Source organism: Corallococcus sp. AB049A (assembly GCF_003668885.1).
Classification (GTDB): Bacteria; Myxococcota; Myxococcia; order Myxococcales; family Myxococcaceae; genus Corallococcus; species Corallococcus interemptor.
Window position 1 is genome coordinate 1 of record NZ_RAWL01000171.1, and the last position, 17,169, is coordinate 17,169.

The following is a 17,169-nucleotide window of genomic DNA, read 5'->3' on the forward strand; positions in this document are numbered from 1 at the left end:
GCAGGGCACGGGGCGGGGGGAAGCGCTTGAAGCCATCGACGTCCACCCCTGAGGCCGCGCGGCCACCGCCGCCCGTGCGCCGGGTGTTGATGACCGCCGACACGGTGGGGGGCGTCTGGTCCTACGCGCTGGAGCTGTGCCGCGCGCTCTGTGCCCGGGGCGTGCGCGTGGAGCTGGCCACGATGGGCGCGCCGCTGTCCTCCAGTCAGTGGCAGGAGGCCCGAGCGTTGCCCGGGCTCACGGTGCACGAGAGCACCTGGCGGCTGGAGTGGATGGACGCGCCCTGGGACGACGTGCGCGCCGCCGGTGAGTGGCTGCTGGAGCTGGAGGCCCGGCTGTCGCCGGACGTGGTGCACCTCAACGGCTACTGCCATGGCGCGCTGCCAGTTCGTGCACCGGTGCTGGTGGTGGCGCACTCGTGCGTCCTCTCCTGGTGGGAGGCGGTGAAGCGCGAGCCCGCGCCAGAGCGTTACGAGCGCTACCGCGCGGAGGTGGCGAAGGGGCTCCACGCGGCCTCCGTCGTGGTGGCGCCCACGCGGGCCATGCTGGAGGCCGTCCGGCGGCACTACGGCGCGCTCCCCGACGCGCGGATCATCCCCAACGCTCGGCGCGCGGAGGACTTCGTGCCCGCCACCAAGGAACCCTTCGTGCTCGCGGCGGGACGGCTGTGGGACGAAGCGAAGAACCTGACCGCGCTGGAGGCCGCCGCACAGGAGCTTCCGTTCCCCATCCATGTCGCGGGAGACGCCACCCCGCCAGGCAACGGCGCGGTCGCGACGACGCGGAGCACCCGGCCCCTGGGCCACCTTCCGCCTCCCGTGCTCGCACGGTGGATGGCGCGCGCGTCCGTGTACGCGCTGCCCGCGCGCTACGAACCCTTTGGCCTGTCCGCGCTGGAGGCCGCGCTCGCCGGGTGCGCGCTGGTGCTGGGTGACATCCCCAGCCTGCGCGAGGTGTGGGGAGACGCCGCGCGCTTCGTGCCGCCGGACGACCCCCGGGCCCTGGCACGGACCCTGCGCTTCCTCATGAGCCACCCCGCCGAGCGTGAATCCCTGGCGGCGCGGGGCCGCCAGCGCGCGCTCACCTTCACCTCCGAGCGGATGGTGGAGGCGTACCTCCAACTCTACGCGGGCCTGCTCCGGCCCGAACGCCGAGTGTCCTGACGAACCGAGGAGTCCCACCACCCATGCGTGTCATCCTCTTCTGCCACTCCCTGCTGTCCGACTGGAACCACGGCAACGCCCACTTCCTGCGCGGCGTGGTGTCAGAGCTGTCCTCGCGAGGCCACTCCGTGCGCGTGCTCGAACCCGCGGACGCGTGGAGCTTCCAGAACCTCCTGGAGGAGCCCCTCGGCCTGGCCGCCCTCAACGAGGTCCGCGTCCACTACCCGCACGTGCGCCCGGAGCGCTACGTCCCCAACGCGCTGGACCTGGAGGCCGTGCTCGACGGCGCGGACCTGGTGCTGGTGCATGAGTGGACCCCGCCGGACCTGGTGCGCCGCATCGGGGAGCACCGCCGCGACGGCGGCCGCTTCCGGCTCCTCTTCCATGACACCCACCACCGGGGCGTCACGACGCCCGAAGGAATGGCCGGCTACGACCTGTCCCAGTACGACGGCGTGCTCGCCTTCGGAGACGTGCTCCGGGACCTCTACCTGGAGAAGGGCTGGACGCAGCACGCGTGGACCTGGCACGAGGCCGCCGACGTGCGCGTGTTCCACCCGCACCCGCGCAACCGCGAGGTCCGGGACCTGGTCTGGGTCGGCAACTGGGGCGACGACGAGCGCACGAAGGAGCTGGAGGAGTTCCTGCTGGAGCCGGTGCGCACGCTGGACCTGACGGCGCGGGTGCACGGCGTGCGCTATCCCGCCCCCGCCCTGCGAGCCCTCTTCGACGCGGGCATCGAGTACGCCGGCTGGTTGCCCAACCACCGCGTGCCGCTGGCCTTCTCCCAGGCGCGCGTCACCGTGCACATCCCCCGGCGTCCCTACGCCACGCGGCTGCCCGGCATCCCCACCATCCGCCCCTTCGAGGCGCTGGCGTGCGGCATCCCGCTGGTGTCCGCCCCCTGGGAGGACTCGGAGGGACTGTTCACCGCGGGCCGGGACTACCTCGTCGCCCGAGACGGAGCGGAGATGCGGCGCCACCTGGCCGCGCTCATCGCGGACCGGGAGATGCGGCACGCCTTCGCGGAGGCCGGCCTGCGCACGGTCCTGTCGCGCCACACCTGCGCGCACCGCGTGGAGGCCCTGCTGGGCATCTGCCAGTCCCTGGGCATGTCCTCCGACGTGCTCCATCCGCTGTCCTCCGAAAGGGTCCCCGCATGAGCCACGGCCTGCGCATCGCCTTCTTTGGTTCGAGCCTGGTGTCCGCCTACTGGAACGGCGCGGCCACCTACTACCGGGGCCTCATCCGCGCCCTGCACGCGCGCGGACACCACGTCACCTTCTATGAACCGGACGCCTACGGCCGGCAGCAGCACCGCGACCTGCAGGACCCGGACTGGGCCCGCGTCGTCGTCTATTCCAACGACCGGGGCTCCGTGGACGAGTGCCTGGACGACGCCTTCGGCGTGGACGTGGTGGTGAAGGCCAGCGGCGTGGGCACCTTCGACGCGTACCTGGAGGCGCAGGTGCTGGAGCTGCGCCGCTCCGGCACGCAGGTGGTGTTCTGGGACGTGGACGCGCCCGCCACGCTGGAGCGCGTGGCGAAGGACGCGAAGGACCTCTTCCGCCCGCTCATCCCGCGCTACGACCACATCCTCACGTACGGCGGCGGCGCGCCGGTGGTGAACGCGTACCGCGAGCTGGGCGCGAAGCAGTGCGTGCCCATCTACAACGCGCTGGATCCGGACACGCACCACCCCGTGCCGCCCGAACCGCGCTTCGCCGGCGACCTGGCCTTCCTGGGCAACCGGCTGCCGGACCGCGAGGCGCGCGTAGACGCCTTCTTCCTCAAGGCCGCGGAGGCGCTGCCCCAGTCCCGCCTGCTCCTGGGCGGCAGCGGCTGGGAGGACCGCGTCGTGCCCGCCAACGTCGTGCGCCTGGGCCACGTCTACACGCAGGACCACAACGCGCTGAACTGCTCGGCGCGCGCGGTGCTCAACATCCACCGCGACAGCATGGCCCGCTTCGGCTTCTCACCGGCCACGCGCGTCTTCGAGGCCGCGGGCGCGGGCGCCTGCCTCATCACCGACGCCTTCGAGGGCGTGGAGCAGTTCCTGGAGCCCGGCCGCGAGGTCCTGGTGGCCCACTCCGGAGAAGAGGTCGCCGAGCACGTGAAGCGCCTCACCCCGGAGGACGCCCGGCGCATGGGGCAGGCGGCGCTGCGGCGCGTGCTGGCCGGGCACACGTACGCGCACCGCGCGCTGGAGGTGGAGGCGGCGCTGGGCTACCGCGCCCCGGCCTGGGGAGGACCGGTGTGATGGAGCCCGCGCGCATGCACATCGTCATCCTGGGGCTGTCCATCACCTCCAGCTGGGGCAACGGCCACGCCACCACGTACCGGGCGCTGGTGCGGGAGCTGGCGCGGCGCGGGCACGACGTGCTCTTCCTGGAGCGGGACGTGCCCTGGTACGCCGCGCACCGCGACCCGGGCGGCACCTGGCCCGGGCGCACGGAGCTGTACGCCAGCCTGGACGACCTGCGCGAGCGCTTCACCTCCGAGGTCCGCAAGGCCGACCTCGTGGTGGTGGGCTCCTACGTGCCGCAGGGCGTGGACGTGGGCGCGTGGGTGCAGGGCACCGCGAAGGGCGTCACGGCCTTCTACGACATCGACACGCCCGTCACGCTGGCGAAGCTCGAGCGCGGGGACTTCGAATACCTCGCGCCCCACCAGGTGCCCGGCTACCAGCTCTATCTGTCCTTCACCGGCGGGCCCACGCTCCAGCGGATTGAACGGGAGCTGGGCTCGCCCGCGGCGCGGCCGCTCTACTGCTCCTGCGATCCGGAGCTGTATGGCCCGTGCGAGGGAAGGCCGCGCTGGGACCTGGGCTACCTGGGCACGTACAGCGACGACCGGCAGCCGGTGCTGGAGCGGTTGATGCTGGACGCCGCGCGCGGCTGGCCCGAAGGGCGCTTCGTCGTGGCCGGGCCCCAGTACCCGGAAGGCCTGGCGTGGCCGTCCAACGTGGAGCGCGTGCAGCACCTGCCGCCGCCGGAGCACGCGGCCTTCTACACCGCCCAGCGTTTCACCCTGAACGTCACCCGCGCGGACATGGTGCGCGCGGGGCACTCGCCGAGCGTGCGGCTGTTCGAGGCGGCCGCGTGCGGCGTGCCCATCATCAGCGACGCGTGGGAGGGGCTGGACACGTTCTTCACACCGGGGCTCGAAATCCTGGTGTCGCACGACGCGCGGGAGACGCTGCTCTACCTGCGTGAGCTGCCGGAATCAGAGCGCCAGGCGGTGGGCCAGCGGGCCCGGGCGCGGGTGCTCGCCGAGCACACGGCGGCGCACCGCGCGCGGACGCTGGAGCGGTATGCACGGGAGGCCGCTTCCGGCCGGGTGGCCTGAGAGAGCGGCGTGAAGGGGGAGCCGTATGCGGATCGCCGTCATCGGGACGGGCTATGTGGGGCTGGTCGCGGGCACGTGCTTCTCCGAGTCCGGCCACGACGTCACGTGCGTGGACGTGGAGAAGGCGAAGGTGGCGGCGCTCAACCGGGGCGAGCTGCCCATCTATGAGCCGGGCCTGGAGGAGCTGGTGCGCCGCAACCGCGACGCCGGGCGGCTGCACTTCACCACCGACCTGCCCGAAGCGGTGGGAGGCGCGACGGTGGTGTTCATCGCGGTGGGCACGCCCATGGGCGAGTCCGGCGGCGCGGACCTTCAATACGTGCTGGCCGCGGCGGAGGCCGTGGGCCGGGCGCTCAGGCACTACACGGTGGTGGTGGACAAGAGCACCGTGCCGGTGGGCACCGCGGACCGGGTGCGGGAGGTCATCGCGCGCAACACCGGGCATGACTTCGACGTCGTCTCCAACCCGGAGTTCCTGAAGGAGGGCGCCGCGCTGGAGGACTTCCTCAAGCCGGACCGGGTCGTCATCGGCGCGGACTCCGAGCAGGCCCGCCGCATCATGGGCGAGCTGTACGCGCCCTTCGTCCGCACGGAGAGCCCCATCCTGTTCATGGACCCGCGCTCCGCGGAGCTGACGAAGTACGCGGCCAACGCGATGCTCGCCACGCGCATCTCCTTCATGAACGACGTGGCCGCGCTCTGTGAGCGCGTGGGCGCGGACGCGGACCAGGTGCGCCGGGGCGTGGGCGCGGACAAGCGCATCGGCTATGCGTTCCTGCACCCGGGCATCGGCTACGGGGGCAGCTGCTTCCCCAAGGACGTGCGCGCGCTGATGGCCACCGCGCGGGACGTGGGGCTGGAGCTGGACCTCCTGCGCGCGGTGGAGGCCACCAACGCCCGGCAGAAGAAGAGCCTGCTCGCGAAGGCGCTCCGCCACTACGGAGACGTGTCCCGTCACACCTTCGCGGTGTGGGGCCTGGCCTTCAAACCCAGGACGGACGACATGCGCGAGGCGCCGTCCGTGGACCTCATCGAAGGGCTGCTGGACGCGGGCGCGCGCGTGCAGTGCCACGACCCGGTGGCGGGCGAGGCCGCGCGGCGCTGCTTCGCGGACCGCGTGTCCTACGCCTCCACCTGCTACGACGCGGCGGAGGGCGCCGACGGCCTCTTCCTCGTCACCGAGTGGAGCGAGTTCCGCCACCCGGACCTGCGCCGCCTGAAGTCGCTGATGCGCCGCCCGGTCATCTTCGACGGCCGCAACGTCTTCGACCCGGAGCAGGCGCGCGGCGAGGGCTTCACCTACTTCGGCGTCGGCCGGGGTTGAAAACCGGCGCGGCGGGACATCACCTGGCGCCGCAAGTGGGCGCGCGTCCATGGAGCCCGTGCGCGAGGCGGCACGCAGGCTCGTCGCTCGCGGCGTGCTGGACATCGTGCAGGGGGGCAGGGTGGTGGACCCATCCACCGCGCGCGGCCCCATCCGGCTGCGGCTGCGCCCCTGAGGCCCGGCCACCGGACAGGTCGTTCACGCGCGGTGCAATCGCGCTTGCGCGCACATGGAGGGTCCGGCTACGCGCCGCCCCATGGCCCACGACAAGAAGCCCGCGTTCGACATCATCCTGTGGGGTGCCACGGGATTCACCGGCCGCCTGGTGGCGGAGTACCTGGCGCGCACGCAGGACACCCACCAGGCGAAGTGGGCCATCGCCGGCCGTGACGAGGCGAAGCTGGACCAGGTCCGCTCGGAGCTGGCGAAGGTGCGGCCGGAGTTCGCGGACCTGCCGGTGGTGCTGGCGGACGCGAAGGACGCGGCCTCGCTGGACGCGATGGTGGCGAGAGCGCGCGTCATCATCTCCACCGTGGGCCCCTACGCGCGCTACGGCAACGAGCTGGTGGCCGCGTGCGTCCGCGCCGGCACGGACTACTGCGACCTGACGGGCGAGGTGCAGTGGATGCGCAAGACCATCGACACGCACGAGGCCCAGGCGCGGCAGACGGGCGCGCGCATCGTGCACACCTGCGGCTTCGACTCCATCCCCTCCGACCTGGGCACGCTGATGGTCCAGGACTACATGCGCGAGAAGCACGGCGGCCACTGCGACCAGGTGCGCTTCCACCTGACGCGCATGCGCGGCGGCTTCAGCGGCGGCACCATCGCCAGCATGATGGACACCCTGGCGGCGGTGAAGGCCGACCCGTCCCTCAAGAAGGTGCTCACCAGCGCCCACGCCCTGGACCCCGAGCCCTCCCGTGGCACCAAGGAGGAGCGCGACCTGGCCACGGTGAAGAAGAGCCCGGACACGGGCACGTGGACCGCGCCCTTCGTGATGGCCTCCGTCAACACGCGCGTCGTGCGCCGCTCCAACGCGCTGTTGGGCTACCCGTGGGGACGCGACTTCTTCTACTCGGAGGTCTCCGACTTCGGGCCCGGGCCCAAGGGCATGGCGCTGGCCGCCGCGACCACCGCGGGGCTGGGCGGCTTCATGGTCCTGTCCAACGTGGACCCCGTGCGGGAGCTGCTGGAGAAGCACGTGCTGCCCGCGCCGGGCCAGGGCCCGTCCGCCACCGCGCGCGAGCGCGGCCTCTTCGAGGTGCGGCTTTTGGGTGAAGGCCAGTCACCCAAGAGCGGCCAGCGCGTGAAGGTGGAGGGCAAGGTCGCTTCAGCCGGAGACCCGGGCTACCAGGCCACGGCGCGCATGCTGGCGGAGTCCGCGCTGTGCCTCGCCTTCGACAACACGCCCAAGCGGGGCGGTGTCCTCACCCCCGCGTCCGCCATGGGCATGGTGCTGGTGGAGCGCCTGCGCAAGGCGGGCATGACGTTCGAAGTGCACGACCGCGCTTGAGCGGGCCTCAGTCGCGCAGGTAGTGGCAGGTGTAGCCGCCGGGGTTCTTCACCAGGTAGTCCTGGTGGTAGCCCTCGGCGGGCACCCACTCCCCGGCGGCGGCAATCTGCGTGACGACGGGCCGGGACCACTTGCCGGACTTGTTCACGCGGGCCTTCACCGCCTCCGCCGTCTGCCGCTGCGCGTCCGACAGGTAGAAGATGGCGGAGCGGTACTGCGTGCCCACGTCGTTGCCCTGGCGGTTGAGCGTCGTCGGGTCGTGCATGCGGAAGAACCACTTCTCCAGCAGCGCCTCGTACGTCAGCAGCTTCGGGTTGAAGACGACGCGCACGGCCTCCGCGTGCCCCGTCTCCCCGGTGTGCACGTCCTCGTAGGTGGCGCCCCTCAACGCGCCGCCCGTGTAGCCAACCTCCGTGTCGATGACGCCCGGGATCTTCCGCAGGATGTCCTCCATGCCCCAGAAGCAGCCACCGGCCAGGTACGCCGTCTCGCGCGTGGCCTCCGTGGGGGCCGTGGCCTTCGCCAGCACGACGGCGCCCGCGGCGGGGGCGAGCGCGCCCTGGGGCTCACCCGGGGCCGCGCGGCCGAACGCCGGCAGCCACGAGCCATAGCCCTTCGCGGCCAGCTCGTTGACGGGGATGAAGCGCAGCGACGCGGAGTTGATGCAGTAGCGCAGGCCCGTGGGCTCCGGCCCGTCCTCGAAGACGTGGCCCAGGTGCGAGTCGCCGTCCTTCGAGCGCACCTCCACGCGCTCCATGCCCAGCGTGCTGTCTCGCTTCTCCACCACGTGGGCCTTGTCCAGCGGGCGGGTGAAGCTGGGCCAGCCGGTGCCGGACTCGAACTTGTCGCGCGAGGAGAACAGCGGCTCGCCGCTCACCACGTCGACGTAGAGCCCCTCCTCGTGGTTGTTCCAGAAGGCGTTGCGGAAGGGAGGCTCGGTGGCCTCGTGCTGCGTCACCTGGTAGGCCAGGGGAGACAGGGTGCGCTTCAGCTCCGCGTCGGACGGCTTCGCGTACTTGCGGCCGTCCTGCACCGGGGCGGACGCGGTGGCCTGGGGCTTCGAGCCGGGCGGAGCGCCGCGCGCCTCGGTGCAGGCGCTGAGCACGGCGGCCAGCACCAGCGCGGCGGGCCACAGCCGGCGGGCCCAGGGCAGCCGGGTGGAAGGGGACACTGCACGGACGGAAGACATGGGTCGCGAAGCCTCCGGGCGCCGTCATGAAACAGGGCGCTCTTCCCTGAGTACGCGGGACCCCCGGGGACGGTTACCGCGAGCACCGGCCAGCCGGGCGGGCCGTCCCGTGGACTCCCGGAGGGCCGGGCAGTGGCCGCCCGGAACTGGAGGCGTTACGTTTCCCCACCACCGGGGAGGCAGCCGATGAGCCGGGCACGCGGACCGCGAGGTCCAATCGGGCGGGTGACGGGCATCTCGCGCGCGGAAGGCGCCAACGTCATCCTTCGCATCCGGGCCCTCCAGGGCGTGGAGGCCGCGGCGCCGGTGGCGGAGCGCAACGCGCCCCGGCGCTCCTTCGCGGAGGTGATGGAGCGCCACGCGCAGGGGCTGAACTCCGCGGAGCCCCTGCCGTTCCCCGTGGCGCCCAAGCCCCTGCCGCCGCCCGTGCGCGGCTACGAGGACGAAGAGGCGATGACCGCGGAGCCCGCCCCCGACACCTTCGTCGGGCTCATGTGGTCCAAGCTGAAGCGCTCGCGCTGAGAGCCCCTACCACCACGTCGCCGCGAGCCCACCCAGGGACACGTAGTCCTGGCTGGCGACGTCGTTGGCCGGGTGAGGATCCGCCGGGACGCTGAGCGTCCGGGTGGCGGTGATGCGGTAGGACAGGCCCAGGCTGGAGCGCGGCAGCGGCGCGGAGAACCGCAGGACGGCGGAGTCACCCACGGCGAGCGGCCCCACCTCGCACTGGAGCGCGCCGGCCGTCATCAGGCAGTCCCGGGTGGAGGCCAGCAGGCCCGGCGGCAGGGCCACGGTGATGACGGCGCGGGTGAGCGGATCCGGCCCGTGCTGCGTGACGGTGAGCGTGTAGTCCAGGCGCGGCGTGGCCCCGCCCTTCCGGGGGACGGCGGTGAGCGTCACCCCCACGTCCGAGGACGCGGCGGCCCTCAGCACGGACACGTCATGGCCCCGGGCATTCGCGGTGACGACGTCCGGCTTCAGGTCGCCGTCCAGGAGCCCCACCGCCACCGCCGAGGGCCCATCCCCGGTGGGAAGGCGCGTGGGCGCGCCGAAGGCGCCACGGCCCAGGCCGGGCAGGAGGGACACGGTGTTCTCCGCGGAGTTGGCGGTGATGAGGTCCAGCGTCCCGTCGCCGTCGAAGTCGCCGGCCGCGACGAAGTACGGCCCGCCCTCCACGGGGAAGTCCTGACGGGAGGGGAACGCGCCGGTGCCGTTGCCGCGCAGCACGGACACGCTCCGGCTCCGGAAGTTCGCGGTGACCAGGTCCAGCTTCCCGTCGCGGTCCACGTCCTCCACCGCGATGGAGTAGGGCGCGTTGCCCGTGGCGTAGTCGCGGCGAGGCTGGAACGTCCCGTCCCCGTTGCCGAGCAGCACCGACACCGTGTCCACGAAGTTCGCGGTGACGAGGTCCGCCTTCCCGTCGTGGTTGACGTCACCCACCGCGACCGCGAACGGGTTGGTGCCGGTGGCCACGTCCTTCTGGGGCACGAACTGGCCCGAGCCCCGGTTGAGCAGCACCGACACGGAGTCGTCCAGCGCGTTGGCCGTCACCACGTCCAGCTGGCCGTCACCGTCGACGTCGCCCACGTCCACGGACGAGGGCTCCGCGCCCACGGAGTGGTCGGTCCGCGCGCCGAACGTCCCGTCGCCGCGCCCCAGGAGCACGGACACGGTGCCGCCGTAGTGGCTGGTGACCGCGTCCAGGTGGCCATCCCCGTCGAGGTCCCCCACCGCGACGGCGCCGGGCAGCGCGCCGGTGGACTGCTCCATGCCGGCAGCGAACGTCCCGTCCCCCAGGCCGCGCAGCACGGACACGGTGCCCGCGGTGTGGTTGGCGGTGATGACGTCCTGACGCCCGTCCTCGTCGAAGTCGCCCAGGGCCACGGCGCGCGGGCCCCGCCCCGTGGGTGAGGCCCGGGGCCCGTCCAGCAGCGGTTGTGGCGAGCCGACCACCATGCGCGGCAGGGCCGTGGCCATCAGCGCCAGGACGCTGAACAGCAGCACGCCCGCATGAGCCATTCGTGGGTGTCGCATGTCCTTCCCCCTCTTCATCCACGGCCTGAACCGGCAAGGCCGTATGAACGCGGTTTCCATGACATCCCCGCGTGATGGGAAAGAAGTAAGAAGGGGCGCCGGGTGGGGCCATGCGTCGCGGGTGTCGGACGGGTGGCGGGGAGTGGACAGGGGAATGCTCCCGGAGGGACGGCTTGCGCGCGGGGTAGGCTGGACCGGTCCATGTCCCGTCCGTCCGAAACGCCGCCTTCCGCCCGCCAGCCGCTGGTGGTCACCACATCGGACCGGGTGGACGCACCGCTCGCACAGCGTGCGCGGAGCGCGGCGGAGGAGGTGGGGGTGCCGTATGTGGAGCGTCACCACAAGCTGCCCCTGAAGAAGCTGCTCACCGACACGGCGGACGCGCTGGTCGTCTTCGAGTCCACGGCGGTGTCCCTGGTGGACGCGGAAGGCACGCTGCGCTTCTCACCGGGCCTGGCGCACCTGCGGGTGAAGCAGCTGGATGCGGGCGTGATGGAGGACCAGTTGGTGCGCGTCGCGGGGCTGCGCGAAGGGGAGCGCGTGCTGGACTGCACCCTGGGGCTGGGCGCGGACGCGCAGGTGGCGGCGAGGCTGGTGGGGCCGGGCGGGAGCGTCACCGCGCTGGAGAAGAGCCCGGCGCTCTACCTGCTGGTGCGTCACGGACTGGAGGGGCTGGAGCGCCACCCGGCCTCCTGCCCGGTGCAGGTGGTGCACGCGGACGCGGCGGCGTATCTGCGCGCGCTGCCGGACGGTGCGTTCGACGTGGTGCTCTTCGATCCGATGTTCGAGCGCGAGCGCAAGTCCTCCTCCGCGTTCGAAGCGCTGCGCCGCCACGCGGACTATTCGCCGCTGACGCGCGACACGGTGGACGAGGCCCGGCGCGTGGCACGCCGGTGGGTGGTGCTGAAGGGCTCGCGCTACTCGAAGGACTTCAAGAAGCTGGGCATCACCCCGGAGCCCGCGAGGCCCAACGCCACGGTGTTGTGGGCCCGACTGCCCGGCTCGGGGAATCCAGTACATCCTGGTGGGGCCGGAAGTCCCTGATAGCGTCCCGGACGGCAGTGACTCACACCGGGAGCGACACATGAAGACGCTGAAGCGCGGGCTGTTGCTGATGGGCTGTCTGCTGGGGACCGTGGGCTGTGGCGTGGAGGCCCCCGAGGAGGGCGCTCCGGTGCAGGAGGACGCGCAGGAGGTGTCCGCGCAGGCCGGCTGCATCCCCGGCCAGACGCGCACCATCAAGGTGGGCTGCTGCACGCCCACGCTGGAGCGCCGGCAGAATCAGATCTGCACCAACTCCGCGGGCTCCTGGAGCAACTCCGGCTCCAGCTACTGCGGCGGCTCGACCCTGAACTGCTACGGCGGCTGAGCAGGATGATCGAGGCGCGGTGACCCCTTCTGGGCGGAAGCAACGTTCGCGCAGGGTGGTCCACAGGGCCTCGTGGGTGGATCGTCGGCGTGAAGGAGGCCGAGCCCATCCCCTCTCTCTCGGGTCGTAAGCTCCGGCGCAACGGGACCGAGGCTCCGCCCCTCGACGCAAGGGCATGCCTCAGGCGCATCATCCTCCGGCTCGACGGCTGCCACGGGCGCACCGAGGCTGCCCTCTTTGATGGGGTGGGGCTCGGGGGCCGCGGGTATCCGAGGCGCAGGTGCGAATGCATCCAGTACAAGGTCATCGTGTGCCTTCATCAGCGCCGGCAGGTCGTGCTGGATGGCCCGCGTATCGCGATCATGCAGGGCATCCTTCGCGCAGTTGGCCCACTGGCGCAGCGGCTCACCTCCCAGAAGGGGCAGCAACTGGGCCGCGCCGACCATGAAGGCCCGCTGCAGGGACTGCACGAGGAGCACGTGCCCGGGCCGGTCCGCTACCCGGGCCGCCAGCCGCAGCAACTCGAATTCCACCTGGGCGCAGGAAGCCCCCGACTCCCAGCGCGCCGCGTCCCAAAGTCCGAAGCAGATGCTCCCCAGTTGGTCCAGGTCCCGCTTGGAGGCCCGTGCGCAGCAGTCGGACAGCAGCTCCACCAGCACCTGCCGCCGGAGACTGAAGTAGCCCTCCAGGAGCCACCGGGCATCCGGCGAGCGCGTGTCATGCAGCGCCAGGCCCAGGTTCTCCAGCGTCAGGGACTCATCCAGTGGCACCGCGCGCGTCTTGCGTCCAGGCCGCTGCACCACCACGCCCCGCGCCGCCAGCCGCCGCAGCGCTTCACGCGTGGTGCCCCGGCAGACGTCATAGTGCCGCGCCAGCTTCGCTTCCGAGCCGAACTGCCCGCTCGGGTGAATCCGTCCCAGCGCGATGTCGCGCTCAATCTGCGCTTCCACGTACGCCACGAGCCCGCCGTGTCCCATCCCCATTCCCCCTCCTCGTCACAGCATGGCCATCCAACCACAGGGGTCTGACATGGACGCGTGAGGCCCCCTCCGGAGCCGGACGAAAAAAACCTGTCCGACTGTCGGACAGGTTTTTCGGCAACCGCCCCCGGGCGGGCGTCTCTGCCCGTGACTCACCGTGGCATCTGCCCACGAATGGCAGCGTGCCCCTGGCGGCAATCGCTGTCACGGGCCTCATGCGCCGGAAGCCAGTCCGACAGTCGGACTGGTTTTGAGGGAACCCGGTTCAGGTAGGGGCGTCCGGCCGCATCCCTTCTTGGTGCCCGCGAGTACGTCGTTGCACGCTGCCGGGTGGGTGTGGCCTGGGACTTCATTTGGCGGAAACCTGTCTGACTGCTGGACCGATCTGGCGGCGCCCGGGTCTGGCCAAGCGCCTCTTCGCGTGGCTCTGTCCTGACGTCCCTGCCGGCGCATCGGTCGCGGGCCACCGCTGCACTCCGTGATGCACGTGTCCTTGGCTTCATACGGCGCGAACCTGTCCGACTGTCGGACAGGTTTTGATGGAACCGGGCCCGGGCGGGCAGCTTCATCCGTGGACCGGTTTGACGCCCGTCCATGCACGACGTCGCGGCTTATTGCCGCGCTCTGCGATGTGTCTGTCTTCACGGAGAGATTCGGATCGCAGGCTTGCTGGCGACCTGATTGGCCAGCGCTTCTGGCGGGCGGGAACGCCTCAGGCCCGCTTGAAGGCGCTGGCGTCCGGCAGACCGCTGCCGCTCAGGTCCGCGCCCATGGCGGTGAGGACTCCGGAGAAGATGTCCGGCTCGTTGGACGTGAGCTTTCCCGGCTGCGGCGCTCCAGTGCGCGCGTCGAAGCCGTAGGTGAGCGTGGTGTTCGGATCCACGCCCCCCAGCACGGTGTTGCCCTTCACCATGGGCGACAGCAGGAGGAAGCCGTTGTTGAGGTCGTGGCCTGAACCGAACTCCGTGGCGCCGGAGGGCCGTGGGCGCGTGCGGCCGAACTCCGTGGCCACGTAGATGAGCGTGCGGTCCCACATGGACTCGCCCGTCTGCGCGTCGAAGGGCTCCGCCTTCAGCAGCGTGATGAGCGAATCCACCGTGGACAGGATGCGCGCCCACATGAAGGCCTGGCCGCCCCGGTGGTCGTTGTGGCTGATGTCGAACGCGAGCGGCGGATTGGCGATGCCGTTGGGCCCGCCCACCGCGACGTTGAAGTCCGGCCCCAGCGTCACCGACACGGACACGCGGTACTTGAGGAGCAGGAACGCGAGCGCCGCCTGACCCTGCACCGGGTCGGTAAAGAAGCCGGGGAACACCTCGCGCAGCCGCGCCCCGTCCGGTGAGCTCGCAAGTCCGTACTTCGACAGCGGGATGGCCGGCAGGTCCGGCAGGACGTTGAGCTTCGTGATGAGGTCCAGCGCCTCCAGCTTCGGCTGCTGCACGCCACGCTGCTCGCTCCAGCGCTTCAGCGCGGCGCTGTCCTGGAACGTGCGGCCGAAGATGGACTTCGAATCCAGCGCGTCCCGCGTGCTCCGCGCCAGCGCGATGACGTCTTTCGACGGCGCTCCCGCGATGCCTCGCGAGCCGTCCAGGCCCAGGGGCCACAGGGACGGGTTGACCACGGGCTCGCCGAAGCAGGACAGGGGCAGGCTGTCATCGGTGCCGCGCTCGGCGTAGCCGCCGGTGCCCATGTTGACGTTGGGCAGCGGCACGCCGCCTCCCCACTGGAGCGCGACGGCCTCCTGGAGCGTGCGGCCCCGCCAGGCGCCGTTGCCGGTGAGCGAGCGCTTCTGCGCGATGCCGTGGTTCACGGACGTGCCCACGGAGGTGGCCACCAGCATCTCGTGCGCGTGCTTCTTCACGAACGCCAGCTGGTCGGTGTTGACCGGGATGTTGATGCTCCCCAGCCGCGAGTTGCTGTACTTCACCGCGCGGAACGGGCTGTCCGCCACGCCCTGCACCTGCGCGTCCGGGAAGGTGTTGAGCCCCGCGGCGTTGGCGGACTCGGACTGGCGCACCGCGAGGAAGCTGTCCACGATGGACGCGCCCCCCGCCGCCCCGATGACGATGAGGAACTTCGGCTTGCCGTCGAGCCTGTCGCGTTGCTGGCCCAGCTTCTCCAGGGACTCAGGCGTCTGGAGCGAGTCCCGGCAGCCGGAGAGGAAGGGCGCAAGCGTGGTGCCCGCGGCGCAGAGCGACAGGGCTCGCAGCATCTCGCGGCGCGACAGCCGGCCCGTGGTCTTGAGCGTCATGGCGTGGGTTCCTCAGTAGAAGACGGCTTCGGCGGAAGAGAAGACGGCGAGACACGCGGCCTGCATCCAGGCGACGCCCGGAGTGGCCACGCCAGTGGCCTGCACGTCGGCGGACAGCCGGACCAGCGTGTCCCGCTCGTCCTGCGTCGGGTCTCGCAGCCACGCGCGGCGCACCAGGGACGTCACCGCCGTGGCCACGGCGGGGCTCGCGGCATCCGCCAGCTTGCCGTCCGCGGTGAGCACCACGCCCTTGAACACCACCGCGGAGGCAGGCGTCTTCACGTCCAGCGCGATGCGCGCGTTGCACGCGGAGAGCACGGTGCGCTCCACGGCGATGGGCGTGGTGGCGCCCGTGACGGAGGCGGTCTCGTAGACGCTGTGCTCGTAGGGGTCCACGCCGCCCAGCGCCACGCCGTGCACGTTCTGGCAGGGGTACTGGCCCAGTTCGTTGCACACGGACGCCGCGGGTAGCTCCAGCGCCTGGGCCAGGTCGAGCGACAGGCGCTCGGGGCCCTTGAAGCGCAGGTTCCCCTTCTGGGACTTCGCGACGCCGCCGTCCCACACGGGCGTGACGCCGGGGTTCGCGTCCGGGCCCAGGTCGACTGCGGGCGGGATTTTATCGGAGCAGCCCGTGAGGAGCAGACAGGTCAACAGCAGGCGTTCAGGGCGCACCGTAGGCCTCCGTGCGGATGAGGTCGTGAAGCATCTTCTGCACGCGGTAGGCGTGCGTGGTGCGGAAGGCCTGCCAGGTGCGGACGAACTCCTCGTTCTCTTCAGGCAATGGCGCGTGGCCGACGAGCAGCTTCCAGTAGTCCGTGACGGTGGAGATGGCGAAGGCGTCGCTGTTGGCGGCGACCCGGGCCCAGTCCATGAGGGTGTTCACCGGCTGGCCCAGGATGACGCCCTGTTCCGGCGTGTTCTTGAGCGTGGCCACTTCGTTGGGGAACAGCAGCTCCAGCCGGTTGGGGATGTAGCGGTTGGGCAGCCCGCCCAGGCCGTTGTAGTTGCGGTACGGATACGACAGCGGATCCAACGTCGCGTGGCACGCGGCGCACTGGGGCGCCTGGACGCCCTTGGCGTCGTAGTCGCGCGGCTCGTTGGGGACGCTGTGCAGGCCCTCCTGCTTCGCGATGTCCAGGCCCAGGTACGCGCGGTACATCTGCGACGCGGCGTTGCGCGGCAGCGCGGTGAACATCACGAACGAGGTGAGCGTCCACGCGGTCGTCATGTTGCCGGCGCGGCGCGAGGCCTCCACGAACTGGGACGACAGGCTGTTGGCGGCGCTGTACGTGCTGCCTGAGCGCTTCACGTAGAAGTTGGCGGTGAGGACGTCGCGAGCGTCGTGGTCGTCCGTCTGGGACCAGGCGAAGAGGGCGTAGTCGTCGTAGTAGTCCGCCAGGGGGATGATGCCTGCGTCCTCGCCGGACTTGATGGAGCCGACGGGGCGGATTTTGGGGTGGGCCACCTTCCAGAGCTGCCCGTGCTTGCCGCGCCAGAAGTCGGACTGGAGGCAGCGGTCCAGCTCCTGGTCGATGAAGGCGCGCTGCTTCTCCTCGCTGCCCAGCTCCCGGAACGTGGCCACCTGGGCGTAGGTGGGGGACGTGCCGCAGAAGTCGCTGAGCATGCGGCGGTACGCGAACCGGGTGTCGTACTGGCAGACCTTGAACTGGGGGTTCTCCCCGCCGCCGCACACGCCGCTGGGCGGGACGCTGGAGGCGTCGCCAGGGAGCGAGCCCTGCTCGACCTCGAACTGGTTGGGGGCGCCGTCGCCGTCGGTGTCCTGGGTGGCGACGGCGCGCAGCGCGGCGGGGAGGGCGGCGGCGAAGTCCGCGTCGGAGAGGGGGCGCGGCTTGCCGGGGGCGAGGTGCGGCTCCAGCGCGGCGCCGTAGCCGTTCCGCTGGGGCGGGGCCACGTGACAGTAGGTGCAGGCGGGCTGGGTGCCCTGGCACGCGGGCGCGGTGGGATTTTCAGCGCAGAAGGCGCCAGGGCCAGTGG

At 71.6% G+C, this 17,169-nt stretch carries 15 protein-coding genes and 1 pseudogene; 10 read left to right on the forward strand and 6 right to left on the reverse strand.

Going from position 1 to position 17,169, the window contains the following annotated elements; genetic code table 11:
- The first annotated feature begins 89 nt into the window (after positions 1-89).
- From D7X55_RS19370 to D7X55_RS19400, 7 genes and pseudogenes are all read left to right on the forward strand, one after another.
- Positions 90-1,163 carry a glycosyltransferase family 4 protein gene (locus D7X55_RS19370; RefSeq protein WP_121723840.1) on the forward strand — a complete coding sequence of 358 codons (1,074 nt, stop codon included), beginning with the start codon at positions 90-92 and terminating at the stop codon, positions 1,161-1,163.
- Positions 1,164-1,186: 23 nt separating this feature from the next.
- Positions 1,187-2,326, forward strand: a complete 1,140-nt coding sequence (locus tag D7X55_RS19375) for a glycosyltransferase (protein WP_120551790.1) — start codon at positions 1,187-1,189, stop codon at positions 2,324-2,326.
- Positions 2,323-3,423 (forward strand): glycosyltransferase, encoded by a 1,101-nt coding sequence (locus tag D7X55_RS19380; RefSeq protein WP_121723841.1) that lies wholly within the window; start codon positions 2,323-2,325, stop codon positions 3,421-3,423. The genes D7X55_RS19375 and D7X55_RS19380 overlap by 4 nt, the downstream gene beginning before the upstream one ends.
- 14 nt (positions 3,424-3,437) lie before the next feature.
- The gene (locus tag D7X55_RS19385; RefSeq protein WP_121723849.1) at positions 3,438-4,511 is read left to right on the forward strand and encodes a glycosyltransferase; all 1,074 of its coding nucleotides are present in this window, start codon (positions 3,438-3,440) and stop codon (positions 4,509-4,511) included.
- A gap of 25 nt (positions 4,512-4,536) precedes the next feature.
- Positions 4,537-5,835, forward strand: coding sequence for a UDP-glucose/GDP-mannose dehydrogenase family protein (locus D7X55_RS19390; protein WP_121723842.1), 1,299 nt, complete (start codon positions 4,537-4,539; stop codon positions 5,833-5,835).
- A gap of 43 nt (positions 5,836-5,878) precedes the next feature.
- Positions 5,879-6,010, forward strand: a pseudogene (locus D7X55_RS19395) (DUF3253 domain-containing protein); the annotation flags it as partial.
- Between the two features lie 81 nt (positions 6,011-6,091).
- Positions 6,092-7,351 carry a trans-acting enoyl reductase family protein gene (locus D7X55_RS19400; protein ID WP_121723843.1) on the forward strand — a complete coding sequence of 420 codons (1,260 nt, stop codon included), beginning with the start codon at positions 6,092-6,094 and terminating at the stop codon, positions 7,349-7,351.
- A gap of 7 nt (positions 7,352-7,358) precedes the next feature.
- On the opposite strand, the gene D7X55_RS19405 is transcribed toward D7X55_RS19400, so the two are convergent.
- Entirely contained in the window at positions 7,359-8,540 is a 1,182-nt protein-coding gene (locus D7X55_RS19405; protein WP_121723844.1) for a bifunctional methionine sulfoxide reductase B/A protein, read from the reverse strand.
- A gap of 225 nt (positions 8,541-8,765) precedes the next feature.
- Here D7X55_RS19405 and D7X55_RS19410 point away from each other — a divergent pair, with 225 nt between their 5' ends.
- Positions 8,766-9,062, forward strand: a complete 297-nt coding sequence (locus D7X55_RS19410; RefSeq protein ID WP_120551785.1) for a hypothetical protein — start codon at positions 8,766-8,768, stop codon at positions 9,060-9,062.
- A gap of 6 nt (positions 9,063-9,068) precedes the next feature.
- Here D7X55_RS19410 and D7X55_RS19415 read toward each other — a convergent pair whose 3' ends face one another.
- Positions 9,069-10,574, reverse strand: a complete 1,506-nt coding sequence (locus D7X55_RS19415; protein WP_158626396.1) for an FG-GAP-like repeat-containing protein — start codon at positions 10,572-10,574, stop codon at positions 9,069-9,071.
- A gap of 201 nt (positions 10,575-10,775) precedes the next feature.
- On the opposite strand from D7X55_RS19415, the gene D7X55_RS19420 reads away from it, so the two are divergent.
- Together D7X55_RS19420 and D7X55_RS19425 are read left to right on the forward strand one after the other, a co-directional pair.
- Positions 10,776-11,618, forward strand: a complete 843-nt coding sequence (locus tag D7X55_RS19420) for a class I SAM-dependent methyltransferase (RefSeq protein WP_121723846.1) — start codon at positions 10,776-10,778, stop codon at positions 11,616-11,618.
- 40 nt (positions 11,619-11,658) lie between these two features.
- Positions 11,659-11,943, forward strand: a complete 285-nt coding sequence (locus D7X55_RS19425; RefSeq protein ID WP_120551782.1) for a hypothetical protein — start codon at positions 11,659-11,661, stop codon at positions 11,941-11,943.
- Here the strand turns inward: D7X55_RS19425 and D7X55_RS19430 are convergent.
- The 4 genes from D7X55_RS19430 to D7X55_RS19445 form a co-directional block, all read right to left on the reverse strand.
- Complete coding sequence (locus tag D7X55_RS19430; RefSeq protein WP_121723847.1) at positions 11,931-12,926, reverse strand: FadR/GntR family transcriptional regulator; 996 nt, start codon at positions 12,924-12,926, stop codon at positions 11,931-11,933. The genes D7X55_RS19425 and D7X55_RS19430 overlap by 13 nt on opposite strands.
- A gap of 709 nt (positions 12,927-13,635) precedes the next feature.
- On the reverse strand, positions 13,636-15,174 hold the full coding sequence (locus D7X55_RS19435; RefSeq protein ID WP_121723848.1) for a hypothetical protein: 1,539 nt from the start codon (positions 15,172-15,174) through the stop codon (positions 13,636-13,638).
- Between the two features lie 12 nt (positions 15,175-15,186).
- On the reverse strand, positions 15,187-15,846 hold the full coding sequence (locus D7X55_RS19440; RefSeq protein ID WP_233609937.1) for a hypothetical protein: 660 nt from the start codon (positions 15,844-15,846) through the stop codon (positions 15,187-15,189).
- A partial coding sequence (locus tag D7X55_RS19445; protein ID WP_233609938.1) for a hypothetical protein occupies positions 15,836-17,169 on the reverse strand: 1,334 nt, incomplete at its 5' end. The genes D7X55_RS19445 and D7X55_RS19440, both read right to left, overlap by 11 nt.